The 18452-nt window shown below is 72.3% G+C and carries 18 protein-coding genes; 9 read left to right on the forward strand and 9 right to left on the reverse strand.

Features of this window, described 5'->3' with window-relative positions:
• Window positions 1–32: 32 nt before the first annotated feature.
• Both SACTE_RS15775 and SACTE_RS15780 read right to left on the reverse strand, forming a co-directional pair.
• Window positions 33–1754 carry a SpoIIE family protein phosphatase gene (locus SACTE_RS15775; protein ID WP_014047031.1) on the reverse strand — a complete coding sequence of 574 codons (1722 nt, stop codon included), beginning with the start codon at window positions 1752–1754 and terminating at the stop codon, window positions 33–35.
• Window positions 1755–1829: 75 nt separating this feature from the next.
• Window positions 1830–2633 carry an alpha/beta hydrolase gene (locus tag SACTE_RS15780; RefSeq protein ID WP_014047032.1) on the reverse strand — a complete coding sequence of 268 codons (804 nt, stop codon included), beginning with the start codon at window positions 2631–2633 and terminating at the stop codon, window positions 1830–1832.
• Between the two features lie 164 nt (window positions 2634–2797).
• Here SACTE_RS15780 and SACTE_RS15785 point away from each other — a divergent pair, with 164 nt between their 5' ends.
• The 3 genes from SACTE_RS15785 (at window position 2798) to SACTE_RS15795 (ending at window position 5556) form a co-directional block, all read left to right on the forward strand.
• Window positions 2798–3283, forward strand: a complete 486-nt coding sequence (locus tag SACTE_RS15785) for a peroxiredoxin (protein ID WP_014047033.1) — start codon at window positions 2798–2800, stop codon at window positions 3281–3283.
• A 105-nt stretch (window positions 3284–3388) separates the two neighbouring features.
• Complete coding sequence (locus SACTE_RS15790; RefSeq protein ID WP_014047034.1) at window positions 3389–3910, forward strand: hypothetical protein; 522 nt, start codon at window positions 3389–3391, stop codon at window positions 3908–3910.
• A gap of 188 nt (window positions 3911–4098) precedes the next feature.
• The gene (locus tag SACTE_RS15795) at window positions 4099–5556 is read left to right on the forward strand and encodes a flotillin family protein (protein ID WP_014047035.1); all 1458 of its coding nucleotides are present in this window, start codon (window positions 4099–4101) and stop codon (window positions 5554–5556) included.
• A 54-nt stretch (window positions 5557–5610) separates the two neighbouring features.
• Here SACTE_RS15795 and SACTE_RS15800 read toward each other — a convergent pair whose 3' ends face one another.
• From SACTE_RS15800 to SACTE_RS15820, 5 genes are all read right to left on the reverse strand, one after another.
• Window positions 5611–6570: a hypothetical protein gene (locus SACTE_RS15800; protein ID WP_019992523.1), complete on the reverse strand. Its 960-nt coding sequence runs from the start codon at window positions 6568–6570 to the stop codon at window positions 5611–5613.
• Window positions 6571–6829: 259 nt separating this feature from the next.
• Window positions 6830–7489 (reverse strand): response regulator transcription factor, encoded by a 660-nt coding sequence (locus tag SACTE_RS15805; RefSeq protein WP_014047037.1) that lies wholly within the window; start codon window positions 7487–7489, stop codon window positions 6830–6832.
• On the reverse strand, window positions 7486–8640 hold the full coding sequence (locus SACTE_RS15810) for a histidine kinase (protein WP_014047038.1): 1155 nt from the start codon (window positions 8638–8640) through the stop codon (window positions 7486–7488). The genes SACTE_RS15805 and SACTE_RS15810 overlap by 4 nt, the downstream gene beginning before the upstream one ends.
• Window positions 8637–9470, reverse strand: a complete 834-nt coding sequence (locus SACTE_RS15815) for a type II CAAX endopeptidase family protein (protein ID WP_014047039.1) — start codon at window positions 9468–9470, stop codon at window positions 8637–8639. The genes SACTE_RS15810 and SACTE_RS15815 overlap by 4 nt, the downstream gene beginning before the upstream one ends.
• 275 nt (window positions 9471–9745) lie before the next feature.
• Window positions 9746–10096, reverse strand: a complete 351-nt coding sequence (locus tag SACTE_RS15820) for a hypothetical protein (RefSeq protein WP_014047040.1) — start codon at window positions 10094–10096, stop codon at window positions 9746–9748.
• A 114-nt stretch (window positions 10097–10210) separates the two neighbouring features.
• Here SACTE_RS15820 and SACTE_RS15825 point away from each other — a divergent pair, with 114 nt between their 5' ends.
• Window positions 10211–10681 (forward strand): TrkA C-terminal domain-containing protein, encoded by a 471-nt coding sequence (locus tag SACTE_RS15825; protein WP_014047041.1) that lies wholly within the window; start codon window positions 10211–10213, stop codon window positions 10679–10681.
• A gap of 2 nt (window positions 10682–10683) precedes the next feature.
• On the forward strand, window positions 10684–11976 hold the full coding sequence (locus tag SACTE_RS15830) for a cation:proton antiporter (RefSeq protein WP_014047042.1): 1293 nt from the start codon (window positions 10684–10686) through the stop codon (window positions 11974–11976).
• Between the two features lie 19 nt (window positions 11977–11995).
• Here the strand turns inward: SACTE_RS15830 and SACTE_RS15835 are convergent, their stop codons facing one another.
• On the reverse strand, window positions 11996–12571 hold the full coding sequence (locus SACTE_RS15835; RefSeq protein ID WP_014047043.1) for a MarR family transcriptional regulator: 576 nt from the start codon (window positions 12569–12571) through the stop codon (window positions 11996–11998).
• A 177-nt stretch (window positions 12572–12748) separates the two neighbouring features.
• Between SACTE_RS15835 and SACTE_RS15840 the strand changes: the two genes are divergently transcribed.
• A complete protein-coding gene (locus tag SACTE_RS15840) occupies window positions 12749–13264 on the forward strand; it encodes a nitroreductase family deazaflavin-dependent oxidoreductase (RefSeq protein ID WP_014047044.1) in 516 nt (171 codons plus the stop codon).
• A gap of 126 nt (window positions 13265–13390) precedes the next feature.
• On the forward strand, window positions 13391–13846 hold the full coding sequence (locus SACTE_RS15845) for a TerB family tellurite resistance protein (protein WP_014047045.1): 456 nt from the start codon (window positions 13391–13393) through the stop codon (window positions 13844–13846).
• Window positions 13847–14032: 186 nt separating this feature from the next.
• Here SACTE_RS15845 and SACTE_RS15850 read toward each other — a convergent pair whose 3' ends face one another.
• Window positions 14033–15106, reverse strand: coding sequence for a helix-turn-helix domain-containing protein (locus SACTE_RS15850; protein ID WP_014047046.1), 1074 nt, complete (start codon window positions 15104–15106; stop codon window positions 14033–14035).
• 315 nt (window positions 15107–15421) lie between these two features.
• Here SACTE_RS15850 and SACTE_RS15855 point away from each other — a divergent pair, with 315 nt between their 5' ends.
• Both SACTE_RS15855 and SACTE_RS15860 read left to right on the forward strand, forming a co-directional pair.
• The gene (locus tag SACTE_RS15855; RefSeq protein ID WP_014047047.1) at window positions 15422–16060 is read left to right on the forward strand and encodes a hypothetical protein; all 639 of its coding nucleotides are present in this window, start codon (window positions 15422–15424) and stop codon (window positions 16058–16060) included.
• Between the two features lie 111 nt (window positions 16061–16171).
• Window positions 16172–18319 (forward strand): hypothetical protein, encoded by a 2148-nt coding sequence (locus SACTE_RS15860; protein WP_014047048.1) that lies wholly within the window; start codon window positions 16172–16174, stop codon window positions 18317–18319.
• Window positions 18320–18452: the final 133 nt, after the last annotated feature.

An 18452-nucleotide genomic window follows, 5' to 3' on the forward strand; every position in this document is an offset into this window, starting at 1 on the left:
CAACGGCCCCGCCGCTCCCGGCCGGGCCGCCGTCAGCCGTGGTGGCTGAAGGAGGCGCCCTCGTGGACCCTCGACGCGAGGACCGCGATGTCGTCCTCCGCGTTCTCGGCGAACCGGTCCAGGACCTCGTCCAGCAGGTCCTCCAGCCGTCCGCTCGCGGGGAGCGTGAGGCTCGCCAGCCGCCCCACCGACACGTCGATGTCCTCCCCGCGCCGCTCCACCAGGCCGTCGGTGTACATGAACAGCACGGTGCCCGGCCCGCACGGCACGTCCGTCGTCTCGTAGCCGCCGAAGCCGGATCCCAGGGGCGGCCCGACGGGCATGTGGGCGGCCACCCGGGCGCGCGGGGCGCCCGGGTCGAGGAAGACCGGCGGCAGGTGTCCGGCGCTGGCCAGCCGGCAGATGCCGCCGTACCGGTCGACCACCGCGAGCAGACAGGTCGCCGCGCGGTCGACGCCGGAGCGCACCACGGCGTCGTCGAGTCGTTGCAGGATGCGGTGCGGCTCCATGTCGTCCTCGGCCACGGCCCGCAGGATCGACCGGTAGTGGCTCATCGCGACGGCCGCCTCGACCCCGTGGCCCATCACGTCGCCCATCGCCTTGAGGTGGCGGCCGTCGCGAAGCGGGATGACGTCGAACCAGTCACCGCCCACCAACGCCCCCTCGTCGGCGGGACGGTAGCGGCTCGCGACCTGGACGTGCGGGTGCGGGCCCCGCGGCTCGGAGAGCAGCGAGCGCTGGAGCTCCCGCGCGATGGTGTGCTCGTGGGCGTAGCGGCGGGCGTGGTCGAGGTCGACGGCGGCCCGGCCCGCCAGTTCCCTGGCGATGACGACGTCGCCGCCCTCGGTGAAGACGGGTGAGTCGCCGGTCCGCGCGAGGGCCAGGACCCCCAGCGGGCGTCCGCGGGCGGTGAGCGGCACGATGACGGCGGAGTGCAGTCCGACGGCCCGGTAGCCCGCCACCCGGCCGCGGGTGGGCGCGGAGCGGTCGAGCTGCTCGTCGCTGTAGAGGTTCTCGATCACCGGCCGGTTCGTGGCCAGGCAGCGCTGCACGGCGGCGTCCTGCTGGTAGTCGATGTACTCGCCCGCGGCCCCGAACGGGCTGACGGTGTCCCGCAGCCCCGGGCCCAGGGCCATCGCCGCCCGGCGCAGCCGCACCACCCCCTCGGGCGGTCTGCGGACGGCGTGGCCCACCTCCGGCGGGAAGACCTCGACCACGGCGACGTCGGCGAGCGCGGGCACGACGAAGTCCACGAGCTCCCGGCAGGTGGTGTCCATGTCCAGCGTCGTACCGATGGTGGCGGACGCGGTGTCGAGCAGCGACAGGTAGCTCCGCGCCTGTTCGAGCTCCCTCTGCTGGTGGTGGGCGACGCTGATCTCCAGGACGACGCCGACCAGTCCGCGCACCTCCCCGTCCTCCTCCAAACGGTGGTACGCCCCCTGCCAGAAGCGCTCCCCCTCGGGGACGCTCGCCCAGGTACGGCCGCTGGACATGGCCTCGCGTGGTTTCCCGTCGGCCAGGACCGCCCGCATGACCTCCTCGGCCGCGTCCACGCCGGGCAGCACCTCGGCGACGGCCTTCCCCAGGTGGGCGGCTGCGGGGATCCCGTTGAGCCGTTCGAGCGCCGGATTCACGTAGAGGTAGCGCAGCTCCGTGTCGAACACGGCCATGCCCGCCGGGCTGTCCCGCATCAGCGCGGCCGCCTTCGCCACGTCGAAGGGCGGGGGCGGGTCGGCGGGCTGTTCGGCCTGCAACGGAGCCTCCTGGGGTCCGGACGCGTCGGGCGGCGGGGGCGCGGACGGGTCCCAGGCCGCCCGCCTTCCCGCCCCTCATCGTCTGCCGCGCCGTCCCGCCCCGCATCCCCGCGTGCCGCCGCCGGTCCGCCGCCCGGGGGCCTCGTCCGCCCGCGTCCCGGCGTCACGTCCGCGCTCGCCCCGGGTGTCCACCTCGGCCAGGGACGCCGTGCCCTCGGACGCCGGTGCCCCCGGGGGCAGACCGAACGCGGCGTCGACCCGGTCCGGTACCGGTGCCAGGCCGAGCAGTCCCGGCACGAGCGTGCGCGTCAGGTGGTGCCAGGCCGACGCGCGCCGCAGCATCGCGTGGTCGCTCCCCGGGATCGTCACCAGGCAGGTGCGGGCACCGGCCCTGCGGGCCCGGACGGTGAAGGACTGGGAGGCGAGCGGGCTGGTCACCCGGTCCCGGGTGCTGTGCAGCAGCACGACGTCGCGTCCCGCGAGCTGCGTCACCGGGTCGCCGGGCGGACACCACGGGGCGAGTCCCACCACCGCGCCGACCAGTGGATGACCGGCGGCGTGGAGCGCGGCGCGTGCCCCCATCGAGTGGCCGAGCAGGACCACCGGGATGTCCCCCGCCTCGCTCCGCAGCCGGTCCAGCGCCCGGACCGTGTCGTGCAGCGGGTCCTGCCGGGTGCCGTTCCAGCCGCGGTGCGTGTAGCGGACGCGGCGGACCAGGACCGGGGCGTCGCCCGCCACCACCGCCCTGGACACCACGCGGAGGAACGGCAGCATCCGCAGCGCGGGCAGATTCATGATCCCGGGCGGGGGCGGTGCCATGCCCGTCTCGTAGCCGCCGTGCAGGACGAGAACCGCTGCCGACGGCGGACGCTGGCGCACTCAGACCTCCCGTTCCGGGTGCGCGGTCCGGCGCCCCGCCCCTTCTGTTCCCTGTTCGGAGCCGGACAGTCCACGGATGGGTCGCACGGAACGCCGTGTCGCCGATGGCGTTCACTGTACGAGTCCCGTCCCCGTTCCCGTACGGAAATCCGAGGAGCACCCCCATGGCATCTGGACCCGAGATCGGCAGCCCCGCCCCGGACTTCACGCTGCCGGGCGGGGTGCTGTCCGGCGACGCCTTCGAGCGGCGCGACCACACGCTCTCCTCCGCGCGCGGCCGGTCCGTGGTCCTCGCCTTCTACCCGGGCGACAACACGGCCGTCTGCACCAGGCAGCTCTGCTCCTACTCCTCCGGGTTCGAGATCTTCGAGGGGCTCGACGCCGAGGTCTGGGGGATCAGTCCACAGGGTGTGGACAGCCACGAGGCGTTCGCCCGCGCCCAGGGGCTGCGCATGCCCCTGCTGGCCGACACCGACCGGGAGGTCGCCCGAGCGTACAAGGTGGCCGCGCCCGGTATCGGCGTACGGCGTTCCGTCTTCCTGATCGGCCCGGACGGGGTGCTGCGGTGGAAGCACGTCGCGCTGCTGGGGGCCACGTTCCAGTCGATCGACACGCTCGCCGCACAGCTGTCCGGCATCAAGAACGCGTAAAGACTGCCGGGATCCGGCAGTGTGGTTTTCCCATGGTGTATGGGATCATTCAGCCAGTTCGGCGCAAATACTTCGGGGGAAGTCGAAAGTCGGGGGAGTGATCACATGACCGTTTTTCTCGGTCTCGGCATCGCGGGAATCGTGCTCCTCACCTTGTCGCTGATCTTCGACGGAGTCCTCGAAGGGCTCCTGGGTGATGCGTTCGGCGGTCTGCTGAACGGTCTCTTCGACGGTCTGCTCTCCCTCCCCGTCATCGCCGGCTTCCTCTCCATGCTCGGTTTCGGCGGCGCGATCGTCCTCGGCACGACGGGGGCGGGCACCACCGGCGCCGCCGTGGCGGGCGGGGCCGCGGGGCTCGTGGCCGGCTGGCTGACGTGGAAGTTCAGCAAGGCCCTGATGCGGGACCAGACGACGGCCACGCCACGCGGTGAGGATCTCGTCGGCACCTCCGGGTCCGTCGTGACCCGCATCCCGGCCGACGGCTACGGTGAGGTCCTGCTGCGTCTCGCGGGCCAGACGGTGAAGTACTCCGCGAAGAGCGCGGTGCCCGTCGAGCGGGGGACGGAGATCTGGGTCGAGGGCACGCTCTCGACGACCTCGGTCACGGTCCGACCCGTGGAGCGCTGAACACCCGCCGCGCCGAGCACCGCTGGGCGCGGACGCACCCGCCGCGCCCGGCCCACCGCCGGGCGCACGACATCCAGCGCGCCCGGCGCACCGGCTGAGCGCACCACACCACCGACCCCGATGCCCGTCCGCATTCCGCACAGTCCGAACAAACTGCCCCCCGTGGGGAGGCAGGGGGGACACCTCTCATGAGTCCAGTAGTGATCGCCGTCGTCGGCGTCGTCGTCCTTGTCGTACTCCTGGCCCTCGCCGTGATCACCCGGTACAAGGTCGCGGGTCCCAGCCAGGCCTTCATCATCACCGGCCGCCGCGGCAAGAAGTCCACCGACCCGGTGACCGGCCGCACCAGCATCGACAACAGCGGGCAGAAGGTCGTCGTCGGCGGCGGCGTCTTCGTCGTGCCGTTCGTCCAGCAGAAGTTCACCCTCGACCTGTCCAGCCGGCACATCCCCGTCGCCGTGCGCGGCGCCGTCACCCTGCGCGGTGTGAAGTCCAACCTCGAAGGCGTCGCGATCGTCAAGGTCGGCGGCAGCGAGGACGCGATCCGCGCCGCCGCCCAGCGCTTCCTGCAGCAGCAGGACGGCATCGTCGGCTTCACCCAGGAAGTGCTCTCCGGCGCCCTGCGCGCGATCGTCGGCCGCATGTCGGTCGAGGACATCATCCGCGACCGCGCCGCCTTCGCCGGCCAGGTCGCCGAGGAGGCGGAGGCCAGCCTTTCCGGCCAGGGCCTCATCCTGGACGCCTTCCAGATCCAGGACATCACCACCGAGGGCTCCTACCTGGAGGACCTCGGCCGCCCCGAGGCCGCCCGCGCCAAGCAGGAGGCCGACATCGCCGAGGCCATCGCCCGGCGCGCGTCCGAGCAGGCACGGCTGAAGGCGGCCGAGGAGATCGCCATCGCCGAGCGGACGTTCTACCTCAAGCAGGCCGAGATCAAGGCGGAGACGGAAGCCGCCGCCGCCAAGGCCAACGCCGCGGGTCCGCTCGCCGAGGCCGCCCGCCAGCAGGAGGTCCTCAGCGAGCAGGAGAAGGTCGCCGAGCGCCAGGCCGCCCTGACGGACCGCGAGCTCGACACCAAGGTCCGCAAGCCCGCCGACGCCGCCCGCTACCAGGCCGAGCAGGAGGCCGAGGCCCGCCGCATCGCCCAGGTCAAGGAGGCCGAGGCCGAGGCCGAGCGCTCCCGCCTGACCGGTCAGGGTGAGAAGCTCCACCGCTCCGCGCTCGCCGACGCCGTACGCATCGAGGGCGAGGCGGAGGCGGCGGCCATCGCCGCGAAGGGTGCGGCCGAGGCCGAGGCCATGCAGAAGAAGGCCGACGCGTTCGCGCAGTACGGCGACGCGGCCGTGCTCCAGATGCTGGTCGAGGTGCTCCCGAGCGTCGTCGCCAAGGCCTCCGAGCCGCTGAGCGCCATCGACAAGATGACGGTCATCTCCACGGACGGCGCCAGCCAGCTGTCCCGTACGGTCACGGACAACGTGGCCCAGGGTATGGAGCTCCTCAGCTCGACCACGGGCGTCGACCTGGGCGCGCTGCTCCAGAACCTGCGGGGCAGGACGGCCGACGTACCGGCGCCCTCGCCGGCCCCGTCGCCCACCTCGTCCTCGTCCTCCTCGTCGAACGGCGAGCAGATCGAGATCAAGGACTGACCGGCCCCGTCCCCACCGGGCCCGGCCGCGACACCCACCGTGTCGCGGCCGGGCCTATGTGCGTTCGGCCTCCAGGGCGGCGACCCGTTCCCGCCAGGGGGTGTGCCGGTAGTCGTCCTCGGCGGCCTGCTCGGCGGCCAGTTGGGCGGCCCTGCGCTCCGACCAGAGGTCCCAGGCCGTCCGGCGGCGGCACGGCCCGCAGTGCGTCTCGCCCTCGGCGCCCTCCACGGGCCGGAAGACGTGTTCGTCCCCGGGGCCCTGGCACGTCACCCACCCCGGCGGGAGCGGCGCGGGATCAGGCCCCTCGGCCCGGTCCGGCTCGGGCCCGGCCGTGCGCGCCGTCCTCTCCCCCGGCGGCTCGGGGAGCTTCCGCACGAGCCGGTACCGCAGGAAGCCCACGGCCGACCGCACCCCGTCCGGCGGCAGATCGCTGGTCAGCACCCGGCGCATCTCCTCGGCCGTGACCCCGCGTCGCAGCCACTCCACGGCGAGCCGCACCAGCTTGCGGGCCTCCACGACGCCCAGGTGCAGCGACCGATGGCACCGCCGCAGCGACAACAGCGCGCGTTCGGCCTCGACTTCCTCGGGTCCCCAGCCGTCTTCGGGCGGCTCCTCGGAGGGTGGGTGGGAAGAGTTCTTCTCCCGTTCTTCCTCCTCCGGTCGGTAGTCACCGACGGCCGGACCCTCCGGCTGACCGACGGTCGGTTTCCGCGCACCCGGAACCACGGCGGCCTCGCCCGCCCCCGCCTCCCGGGACCGGACGGCCTCCACGGGGCTGAGCACCACGTTCGCCAGCAGTTGCTCGGTGGTCCAGAACCCCCGCCCGCCCTGCTGCCGCCACTCGTGCAGGAAACCGTTCACGACCAGCAGTTTCTTGGCCTTCTGATACGCCCGCCCGGTGATGCCGAGCGTCCGCGCGTGCTCGCTGAGGGCCACAGCGCGCCGCTCGGCGGGGAGCCCCTGGACGTAGAGGAGGAGAATCTTCGCGTCGCTGCTCAGACGCGGATGGCGCACGACATCGTGCGAAGCCTTCGTATAGCGCCGGGACGGCGCGATAGCATGCCAAAGCATCTCTGGTGGCTGCTTCCACTGGTGATGAAGGTCCTCGGCTGGGTGCTCCTACACACCCCCGGGGACCGCGCCATGCGCGTATACGCACACAGCGTGATGACGCGATCACCGTACCGTAACGGGAACCCCGCGCAGGACTTTCGGCGGAACGATCACACCGAGGAGTGGCCGGGGGCCGCGCGCTGCCGGTCGTACGGCGGTTTCAGGTCACCAGGCCCTGGCGGTAGGCGTAGATGACCGCCTGGACACGGTCGCGGAGACCGAGCTTGGTGAGGATGCGGGAGACGAACGTCTTGACGGTCTCCCGGCTGATCACCAGGGCGGCGGCGATCTCGTTGTTGGAGAGGCCGTCCGCGATGAGGCGGAGGACCTCCAACTCGCGCGGGGTCAGCGGGATGTCCCGCGCCGCGTCGCCGGTGGGCCGGATCCGGGCGGCGTACCTGCCCACGAGCTGGCGCGTCACCTCCGGGTCGAGCAGCGCCGCGCCCGCCGCCACGGTCCGGATGCCTTGCAGGAGTTGGGAGGGCGGCGCGTCCTTGAGGAGGAACCCGCCGGCACCGGCGCGCAGCGCCTCGTAGACGTACTCGTCCAGGTTGAACGTCGTCACCACCAGCACCTTGACGGGGTGCGGCACCCCGGCACCGGCGAGCAGGCGGGTGGCCTCGATGCCGTCGAGGACCGGCATGCGGACATCCATCACCACGACGTCCGGACGCAGCTTCGCGGCGAGGTCGACGGCGGCCCGCCCGTCCCCGCACTCGCCCGCCACCTCCAGATCGGGCTGGGCGTCGATGATCGTCGACAGCCCTGTCCTGATCAGCACCTGGTCGTCGCAGATCAGGACCCGTATCGGTGCGGTCACGCCGGGCTCCCGGCAGGGATGCGGACCCGCACGAGGAAGCCGCCGTCCTTCTGTCCGGCCGCGCTGAAGTCGCCCCCCAGGACGTCGACCCGCTCGCGGAGACCGGCCAGGCCACGTCCGCTCCCGCCCATGAGCCCGGCCTTCGAGCCGGAGCCGTCCGTACCGACCTCCACCGAGATCTCCTTCTCGCCGTGGTGCACCCGGACCGAAGTGGGGCTGCCGTAGGCGTACTTGAGTGCGTTCGTCAGGGCTTCCTGCACCACACGGTAGGCCACGAGCTCGGCGCTTCCGGCCGACTCGGCAGGAGTGCCCTCCTCGGTGAACTCCACGGGCTGCCCGGCCCGGCGGGTCTGCTCCACGAGTGCGAGGAGCCGGCCGACGGTCGGCGTCCTGGCCTCGGTGCCGTGGTCGGGGTCGAGCAGGTCGAGCAGGTGCCGCAGGTCGGAGATGGCCCGCCGGCCGGTGTCGGTGACGGCCGTCAGGGACTGGTCCAGACGGTCGGGCGCGGCGGTCAGATACCGAGCCGCCTCGGCCTGCACGACCATCGCCGTCACATGATGGGTCACGATGTCGTGGAGCTCGCGGGCGATCCGGGTGCGTTCGGCGTTCCGGCTGTCCTCGGCGACGCGGCGGCGGCGCTCGTCCTCGGCGGCCCTCACGGAGCGGTACCACGCCCCGACGCCCCAGGCGAGGGCCAGGGCCAGGTAGAACGTCACGAACTCCTCCACCGACCGGCCGGGGCCCGTCCGGTCGAGCGCCACCGCCAGCGGGACGTACGCCGTGGTGAAGGCGAGCGCGGTGGCGCGCCGGTGCCTCTCCAGGTAGGAGCCCACGGCCATCAGAGCGATGGGGAGCGCGGTGCCCGCGACCGTGTGGTAGCCGCGCAGCTGGTCGAGGGAGAAACCGGTCGCCACCAGGGTGAGGCAGAGGACCGGCCACCGCCGCCGTGCGGCGAGCGGGAGGGCCTGGAGGGCCACCGCCGCGACGGCCAGGACGTCGAAGGGACGGGCCGGCAGGCCGCCGAGCTCCGTCCCGTTGCTGCGGAAGCCCGGCAGGAACGAGGCGGTGAAGAGCAGCGCCGTGAGCGGGACGTACCAGACCCGGCTGCCCAACTTGCCTGTGAGCAGCCGGATGTGGGGTATGCCGATCACCGGACGAGTGTAGTGGCGGCCTCGGTCCGGTCGGCACGGCGACGGGGCACCAGGTTGCCGCGTCGGTGCGCCAGCCACAGGAACCCGAGGGTCACCAGCACCCCGAACAGCACCGAGTACAAGCTGCCCTCCGGACCGAACGCACCTCCGGTGATCGGCGTCGGGCCCGATGTCGTGGTGTCCAGCAGTCCCTGCGGGGTGTCGTTGCCGGAGACCTCGGTGCTGAAGATGCCGGCCGCCGCGAAGTTCCAGCCGAAGTGCAGGCCGATCGGCAGCCACAGGCTGCGGGTGGCGACGTAGGCGGCGCCGAGCATGCCGCCGGCCTCGATCGCGATGGCGATGGCACCCCACAGGTCGGCGTGCGGGTTCGCGAGGTGCATCAGGCCGAACACCAGTCCGGTCGAGATCAGCGCGATCCAGGTGCCGGTGTACTCCTCGATGATCCGGAACAGGACGCCGCGGAACATGACCTCCTCGGTGAAGGCGGCGGCCGCCATGAAACCGACCAGCCCCACCGCACCGGTCACCGAGCCGAGGCCGTGGACGTCGTAGTACCCGAGGAAGGCGATGTTCGCCATGACGGCCCCGAACATCGCGACCCCGATCACCGCCCCCCGCCCGATCGCGGACCAGGCCCCCTTACGGGCCAACTCGGTGACCGGCCGGCGCTCGGTCCTCCCCACCACCCACCGGTAGACGAGCACCGAGACCACTGCTGTCACGAGGCCGAGCCCGAGGGTGAGCCACGGACCGCCGTCCAACGCGCTGACTGCGTTTCCGCCGATCATGGTGACCGCCACCACGGCCACGAGCTGCCAGACCACCCGCATGAGAACCCCTCGCCAGACCTGCGGCCCGAGCGCGCCGCGACTGATCCGAACGCTACGGATCGGGCGATCCCGAATCGTCACCTCACGGTGGACACCTGCGTGTAGCTCGCACGGGGGACGGCCGAGGTGGGGCTGTTCGCGCGCCTGCTCCCCATGGCCCGGCTCGTCGGCCCGGCTCTCGATCTGCTGGCGTACGAGCTCGGCGGCACGCTCGGTATCGACACCCGGGTGCGGTCCGGCGCACCCGCCGGAGGCCCCGGGTCGGGCACCCGCGATCAGTCGCCGGCCACCGCGTCGAACAGCGGCCAGCCGTCCACCACCGCCACCACGCCGTCCGCCGGTACCGGTCCGCGCCTCAGTACCTCGTCCAGCAGCCGGCGGACCACGCCCGGTTCGTGGAGGTTCAGGTGGCCGCCGCCGGAGGCGGAGACCGTGCCCGTGGCGTCGGTGAAGCCGCCCGAGGTGATGCGGCCGGGGGCCTGGTCGAAGACGATGCGCAGGGCCGCACCGGAGTCCTCGTCGCGCAGGAAGACCTCGTCACGGCATCCGGGGTGCCGGTGGCGCGTGGACCAGAGCCAGACCGTGTCCCCGGCCACCAGGCGGCGTATACGTCGGCCCTTGGTCATCGGTCCAGCCTACGGTCCGCGCCCGGACCCATTGACGTGGCCCGATAAGGTAATGGACGACTAAAGAAATGATCAAAAGCATCACCCTACCGCCGTGCTCCTCGGGAGGAAGCCATGGGAACCCACCGCACATCTCTGCCCGGAGTCGGCGTGCAGTACGACTACACCACCGAGTCGGGACAGCACATCTCCGTGGTCGTGCACCACGACGGACGACGGTTCCTGGGGTTCTACGAGAAGGACGACCCAGATTCGTGCCGGCTCTCCGTACCCCTGACGACCGCCGAGGCCACCGGTCTGGCGCATCTCATCGATGCCGCGCCGATCGACGCCGTACGGACCGAGGGGATCGACCTCGTCACCGAGCACATTCCGCTCGGGACCCGCTCGCCGTACGGCGGGCGGCTGCTCGGGGACACGAAGGCGCGGACCCGTACCGGGGCGTCGATCGTGGCTGTTCTGCGCACGCACAGTGCGCATCCGTCTCCGGGGCCGGACTTCCGGCTGGCCATCGGGGACACGCTCGTTGTTGTAGGAACGCGTGAGGGCGTGGACACGCTCTCCGAGATCATCGCGGAGGGCTGACCGTGCACGACACGACCGCACTGCTGGTGGAGCTCGGCTCCGTCATTCTGGGGCTCGGCATCATCGGACGCTTTGCCGGGCGGATAGGGCTCTCGCCCATTCCCCTGTATCTGCTGGCCGGACTGGCCTTCGGGGAGGGCGGGCTGCTGCCGCTCGGCGCAAGTGAGGAGTTCACCGCCATCGGCGCCGAGATCGGCGTCATCCTGCTGCTGCTTCTGCTCGGGCTGGAATACAGCGCCTCCGAGCTCGTCACCAGTCTCAAGACGCAATACCCGTCCGGGGCCGTCGACTTCCTGCTGAACGCGACACCCGGCGCCATCGCCGGTCTGATGCTCGGGTGGGGCCCCGTGGGGGCCGTCGCGCTCGCCGGCGTCACCTGGATCTCGTCGTCCGGTGTCATCGCCAAGGTGATGACGGACATGGGGCGGCTCGGTAACCGTGAGACCCCCGTCATCCTCGGCGTCCTCGTCATCGAGGACCTGGCCATGGCCGTCTACCTGCCGCTGCTCACCGCCATGCTGGCCGGTGTCGGTCTGGCCGGTGGCAGCATCGCCCTGCTCATCGCGCTCGGCACCGTCGGGTTCGTGCTGTACCTGGCACTGCGCCACGGGCGGCTCATCAGCCGGGCCGTGTCCTCGGACAACCCCGAGATGCTGCTCCTCGTCGTGCTCGGGCTCACCGTCCTCGTGGCGGGTGTGGCCCAGCAGCTCCAGGTCTCCGCGGCCGTGGGAGCGTTCCTCGTGGGTATCGCCCTGTCCGGTGAGGTCGCCGAGGGCGCGCGCAAGCTGCTGACGCCGCTGCGCGACCTGTTCGCGGCCGTCTTCTTCGTCTTCTTCGGGCTGTCCACCGACCCGGCCGAGATCCCGCCGGTCCTGCTCCCGGCCGCCCTGCTCGCGGTCGTCACCGTCTTCACCAAGATCGGCACCGGCTGGTACGCATCGCGACGTGCGGGAATCGGCCCCCGGGGCCGCTGGCGCGCGGGCGGCACCCTGGTCGCGCGTGGTGAGTTCTCGATCGTCATCGCCGGTCTGGCCGTGGCGACGGAACCGAGGATCGGGCCCATCGCGACGGCGTACGTGCTGATCCTGGTCATCGTCGGTCCGCTCACCGCCCGCTGGACCGAGCCGGTCGCCTCCAAGCTCCAGGCGATGCTCGCCGGCAAGGGCAAGACCCCCGGGGACAAGGGCGGCAAGAGCGGCACGGACGGCAACGCCGTGCAGGCTCCGGCGGGCGAGGAGCCGATGCCCTCGCTGGAGGACCTGACGCCCGAGCACGCCGGGCGCGACGCCGACTGAGGCTTTGTCCGGGCCCCGTCTACGTCCAGCCCGGCGGGTGGGCCGCCGCCTCGCCGCCCGCCTGTGTGAACGCCGTCAGCGCCTCCACCAGCGCCGTGCGCTGCCGCGGGGCGAGGCGTTCCACGATCGAGGTGATCTCCCGGCGGCGGGCCGCGGTGACGTCGGAGACGAGCCGATCGCCCTCCGGCGTCACCCGCAGGACGGTCTCGCGGCGGTTGCCCGGGTTCACCCGGCGCTCCGCGAGACCGGCCGCGATCAGCCGGTCCACCATCCGCATCGCGGTGGAGGGATTGACGCCGAGCCGGTCGGCGAGCTCCACCAGCTTGGCGTCGCCGTGTGTGGCGAGCACCACCAGCAGCCGGAACTGAGGCAGGGTCACCCGGTCCTCGACCGCCGCGAGCGAGCGGGCGGTGACGGCGACGAGCAGCCGCGACGCGGTCAGCACCGCGTGGGTCACGGCGTCGACGTCGTCCACCTCGGCCGGGACGGCCCCCGCGTCCAGCACGCCGGAGCGCCCGGAGTCGGGGTCGGGGTCGTCGCGGGCGGCGTCGTCGTCGGACGCGGCGGCGCCGGGGGCGGCGGGATGTTCGGGCATGCCTCTTTGTACCCCCGCGCGGCCACCCCCTTCGCACCGGCATCGCGGTGGCACCCTTTCGCGCCCCCCGGCCCACGACGGGCACGCTTGGACTGCGCGACGTTTGCATGGGGCAAACGTCGTGTGACCGACTACCGACCGTCGCCCGCCGACCGCCGACCGGATCGAGGTACCCCCGTGACGCCCCCGCCCACCGAGCCCGCCGCCTCCGGACCCCGCCGTCCCGCGCCGCCGCCCCGCTGGAGGCGCTCGGCGGTACGGGCGCCCGTCCACCTCTTCCGCATGGGGCTCGGCCCGCTGTTCCGCGGGCGGCTGCTGCTGCTCGTGCACACCGGGCGGCTCACGGGCGAGCCGCGCCGGACCGTCCTGGAGGTGGTCGAGGCGGGACGGACGGACGGGCGCAGGGCCTGGACCGTGGCGTCCGGTCGCGGGACGCGGGCGGGCTGGTACCGCGACCTCCGCGGCAACCCGCAGGCCGTCGTGCAGGCCGGGCGCGGCTACCACGCGGTGTCCGCCCGCTTCCCGGAGCCGGAGGAGTGCGGCGAGTCGATGGCCCGGTCCGCGCTCCGACAGCCCCGGGCCGCGCGCCGGTTCTGCGCCTCACTGGGCCTCACCGTCGACGGCAGCACCGAGGAGTACCGGAGGGCGGGCGCCTCGATCCCCTTCGTCGTCCTGGTGGAGGAGCACTTCTGACGGCTTGGGGCCGTGGTTCTCAGGACCTCGTCCACCGAAGGTACGGACAGGGCACCCGGCAACTTCTACACCGCTGTAGAGTTTCCCTGGTTCCGCACCACACATACCGCAACGTATGGAGACGTCATGGCCCTTTGGGATCGGATCAAGGAATCCGCGTCGACGATGCAGCAGCAGCTGGAGGCGAAGAAGAACGACCTCAAGAGCGGGGCGTTCCGCGACGCGAGCATGGCCGTCTGCGCCCTGGTCGCCGCCGCCGACGGCCACATCGACCCGTCCGAGCGGCAGCGTGTCGCCGATCTGATCTCCGCCAACGACGTGCTGCGCAACTTCCCGGCGGACGACCTCCAGCGCCGCTTCAACGGCTACGTGGACCAGCTGACCGCCGACTTCGCCTTCGGCAAGGTCAGCGTGCTCCAGGAGATCGCCAAGGCGAAGAAGAAGCCCGCCGAGGCGCGGGCCGTCATCCAGATCGGCATCGTCATCGGCGGGGCCGACGGCGACTTCGACGCGCAGGAGCGGGCCGTCGTACGGGAGGCGTGCTTCGCGCTCGACCTGCCGCCGCACGAGTTCGACCTCTAGGGCGCGCTTGAAGAGTCCCGCCTGTCCGTACGCCCGCCTCCACCCGCGTCGTAGCGGCCCGGAGGCCGGCGTACCCCTGTACGCCGGGCGATCGCGGCGGCCCACCCACCCGTTTCGCGCCCGGCAGGCCGGGGGTGCCCACTCCCCCTGCGCACCCCCGGCCGACCTCCACCCGCGCCCGTCCGCTCAGAGCTCCTTCGCCGGCCAGTCCAGCAGGCGGGCACCGATCACCGCCGTCTGCAACGAGTAGCGGTGCATCGGATCGGACGGGTCGGACCCGGTCAGCTGGTGGATGCGCTCCAGCCGGTAGGTCAGCGCCCGCACGCTCAGCGCCAGCCGGCGGGCCGTCTCGGCGGCGACGCAGCCCGCGTCGAAGTACACGGACAGCGTGTGCAGCAACGGTTCCGCGCCGCCCCTCGCCTGCTGGAGCGGGCCCAGCTCACTGCGCACCAGATCGGCCATCGCCTGCCGGTCACGGGTCAGCACCGGATAGACCAGCAGGTCGGCCGCGTAGAGCACCGGGTCGTCCAGGCCCATCCGCTGGGCCAGGTCCAGGGCTTCGAGCGCCTCGTCGTACGAGTGGACGACACCGCCCGGACCGCGGTGCGGGCGGCCGACCGCGACCTGGCCGCCGTCCGTCGCCGCGTGCGCCTGCTTGGCGAAGTACCGCAGGACGTCCGGCTGGCTGCCCGGGGCGATGCAGACGAGGCGTCCGTCCTTCGTGGTGAGCAGGATCTTCCGGCCGCTGAACCGGGCGAGCAGGGCCGACTCCACACTGCGCGGCACCGCGTCGCTCTCGGTGTACGCCTCCGGGCCGGTGGCCACCGCGACGGCGTGCGCCCGGGAGAGCCGCAGCCCGAAGCGGGTGGCGCGCTCCGCGAGGCGGCCCAGGTCGCTGCGGCCGTACAGCAGGTCGTCGATGAACTCCCGGCGGGCCGCCTCCTCGCGCCGTACCGTCAGCCGCTGGGCCCGCTCGAAGCCCTCCGCGAAGGCGTCGACCACCTGCTCCACGGCGGCCAGCACGGCGTCGGTGGCCGCCGGGTCCGACCCCTTCGCGGCGCCCGGCCAGGCCGCGCGGGTCTCCGCCAGATGGAGCCGTACCAGGGCCCGGAGCTGGTGCCCGGCCTCCGCGGACTCACGGCCCAGCGTGCGCCGGGCCTCCAGCTCGTCCCGGGTGAGCCGGCGGCCGGTGTCGGCCACCTCGCCCAGAATCTGGGCATAGCCCCCCAGGAACCTGTCCGGGATCTCCGGTTCCGCCACGGCTCACTCCTCCTTGCATGTAACAGCTATGTCATTGCGGCAACGCCCCGGAAGGCATGCCGGTGCCCGGCAACAGGGCTCCGGCAAGTTTGCCGGATTCCGGCAATGCGCCCAACCGTCGCCGGATGGCACGATTCCTTCAGCAACACACGGGGGAATCACGGGGGTTACGGGGGAAAGTCGGGGGACACGGGGGAAGAACCCGGTCGCTGCGGAGCCGTCTCGACGGTTTCGCGGCGCCGGGGCCCCGCCCACCCGTCACCGGCCGACTTCCTGGTTCGTACAGGGGCGCTTCGACGCCAGGGGGTGGACCGGATGAACGAATTCCTTTCCGCAGCACTCGCCTTTCCGGCCGTCCTCTTCGGCGCCGCCCTGGTCGTCGTCATCTGTTTCTGGCTCCTGGTCCTCACCGGGGCCGTCGGACACGACTCCTTCGACACCGATCTCGACGCCGACACGGTCGGTCTCGGTGGTGTGCCGGTCTCCGTCTCGCTGTCGCTGCTCGTCCTCGTCTCCTGGTTCGTCAGCCTGACGGGTTCGGTCCTGGTGCTCCGCAGCGGTGCCACCGGAACCGCACGCGCCCTGTTCCACGTCCTGGTGTTGGTAGGAGCGCTACTCATCGCCTGGGGGGCCGTCCGCATGGTTCTGCGCCGATTCCGCCGGTACTTCCCCGCGGAACCTCCTCCATCCCGGCAGGACTTCGTGGGGCAGGTCTGCACGATCCGTACGGGAACGGTCGGTGCCGACTTCGGGCAGGCGGAGGTCGCCGCGGCCGACGGGTCGACCGCGATCGTGCAGGTGCGCCAGCTGACGCCGCCCGCCACCCCCGACGAGGCGTTCGCCGCGGGCAGCGCGGGACTCCTCTACGCGTACGACGCCGAGGGCGAGTTCTTCTGGGTCTCGCCGTACGACGCCGCGCTCGCCCCACGCCCCCTGCCGCGCGACGCGGGCTGACGTTCCGACCGCCGTCCGGACCCGCCCACCGGGCCGGCTCCAGGCTTCCGCATGCCCTGACCCGGCGTGCCGCTCACTTCCGCTTCATCTCCCCAGCCGTCAAGGACTGACATGGATGCCATCTCCTTGGGCATCGGCGTGCTGATCGCCGTTGTCCTGCTCATCGTCATCGCTCTGGTCTTCGTCGTCACCCGGCTCTTCCGCAAGGTCGAGCAGGGCAAGGCGCTGATCATCTCCAAGACCAAGAAGGTCGACGTCACCTTCACCGGTGCGGTCGTCCTGCCCGTGCTCCACAAGGCCGAGACCATGGACATCTCGGTGAAGACGATCGAGATCCGTCGCACCGGACGTGAGGGGCTGATCTGCCAGGACAACATCCGCGCCGACATCCACATCACGTTCTTCGTCCGGGTCAACAAGACCGTCGAGGACGTCATCAAGGTCGCCCAGTCCATCGGTACCGAGCGGGCCAGCGACAAGGTCGCCATCCAGGAGTTCTTCGTCGCGAAGTTCTCGGAGGCGGTCAAGACCGTCGGCAAGCAGCTCGACTTCGTCGACCTCTACACCAAGCGCGAGGAGTTCAGGGACCGGATCATCCGGGTCATCGGGACCGACCTGAACGGCTACCACCTCGACGACGCCGCGATCGACTTCCTCGAGCAGACGCCGATGGTCCAGCTCGACGGGGCCAACATCCTGGACGCGCAGGGCATCCGCAAGATCACCGAGCTGACGGCGATCGAGCACGTGCGGACCAACGAGTTCCAGCGCACCGAGCAGAAGGAGATCACCCGGCAGGACGTCGACGCCCGCGAGACCATCCTGGAGCTGGAGCGCCGGCAGGCCGAGGCGGAGATCAAGCAGCGCCGCGAGGTCGAGACGCTGCGGGCCCGCGAGGAGGCCGCCACCGCCCGCGTGCAGGAGGAGGAGCGGCTCGGTTCGCAGGGCGCGTTCATCCGCACCGAGGAGCAGCTCGGCATCCAGCGGGAGAACCAGGCCCGGGAGATCGCCGTCGCCCAGAAGAACCGCGAGCGGGTCATCGCCGTCGAGAACGAGCGCATCGAGAAGGACCGGCTGCTGGAGGTCATCGGCCGTGAGCGCGAGACGGAGCTGAACCGGATCGCCGCGACGAAGGAGGTCGAGGCCGAGCGCCGCGAGGTCGCGGACGTGATCCGGGAGCGGATCGCGGTGGACCGTACGGTCGCCGAGCAGGAGGAGTCGATCCTGACCCTGCGGTCCGTCGAGGAGTCGGAGCGCACCCGCAGGTCCGTGATCATCGCGGCCGAGGCGGAGGCGCAGGAGAAGCTGGTCAAGGACATCAAGGCGGCGGAGGCCGCGGAGGCGGCGGCGACGCACCTGGCGGCCGAGCAGCTGACGCTCGCCGAGGCCCGGCTGAAGACGGCGGACCTCGACGCGCGGGCGAAGCTGCGGCTGGCGGAGGGCATCCAGGCCGAGTCCGCCGCGGCCGGGCTGGCGGAGGTCCAGGTCCGGGACGCGGAGGCCGACGTCACGGAGAAGGCCGGTCTCGCGGAGGCCCAGGCGACCGAGGCCCGGCTCAAGGCCGAGGCGGAGGGCGCGCGCCTCAAGGCGCTGGCGACCGCGGAGGGTACGCAGGCGCAGGCGACCGCCGACGCGGCGGTCATCGGCGAGAGGTTGAAGGCCGAGGCGGAGGGGCTCACGGAGAAGGCCGCGGCGATGGCCGCGCTGGACGAGGCGTCGCGCGGGCACGAGGAGTACCGGCTGCGGCTGGCCGCCGAGAAGGAGATCCGGCTGGCGGAGTTCGACGTGCAGCGGCAGGTGGCCGAGGCGCAGGCGACGATCCTGGCGACGGGTCTGGAGAACGCGGACATCGACATCGTCGGCGGGGACTCGGTCTTCTTCGACCGGCTCGTGTCGTCGATCTCGCTGGGCCGGAGCGTGGACGGGTTCGTCGACAACTCCAAGACCGCGCGGACGCTGGCCGGGCCGTGGCTGGACGGCAGCGCGTCCTTCACGGACGACCTGACCCGGGTGCTGGGGTCCGTCTCCTCGGGGGACGTGCAGAACCTGACGGTGTCCGCGCTGCTGATGCAGCTGATGCGGGGTACGTCGGGGGCCGCCACCGGCCAGGTACGGCAGCTGCTGGCCGCGGCGGAGGAGCTGGGGCTGGCGGGGATGACGGTGTCGTCGCTCGCGGGTGGCGGCGGTACGGCGGCCGGGGCCGTCGCCGCGGAGCCGGTGCCCTCGCGCAACGGCGCCGCCGCCACGGGGGTGGCGTAGCCGGACCCCGTCCCGGGGGCCTGCCACGGCCCCCGGGAAGCGGATTCCGCACCGCCGGCCGCGGGGGCCCCGCACACCGGACGGGCCGGATCCGCGGCCCCGAACCGTGTGCTCCAGCCCCACCATCGATACG

Source organism: Streptomyces sp. SirexAA-E, from assembly GCF_000177195.2.
GTDB classification, from domain to species: domain Bacteria; phylum Actinomycetota; class Actinomycetes; order Streptomycetales; family Streptomycetaceae; genus Streptomyces; species Streptomyces flavovirens.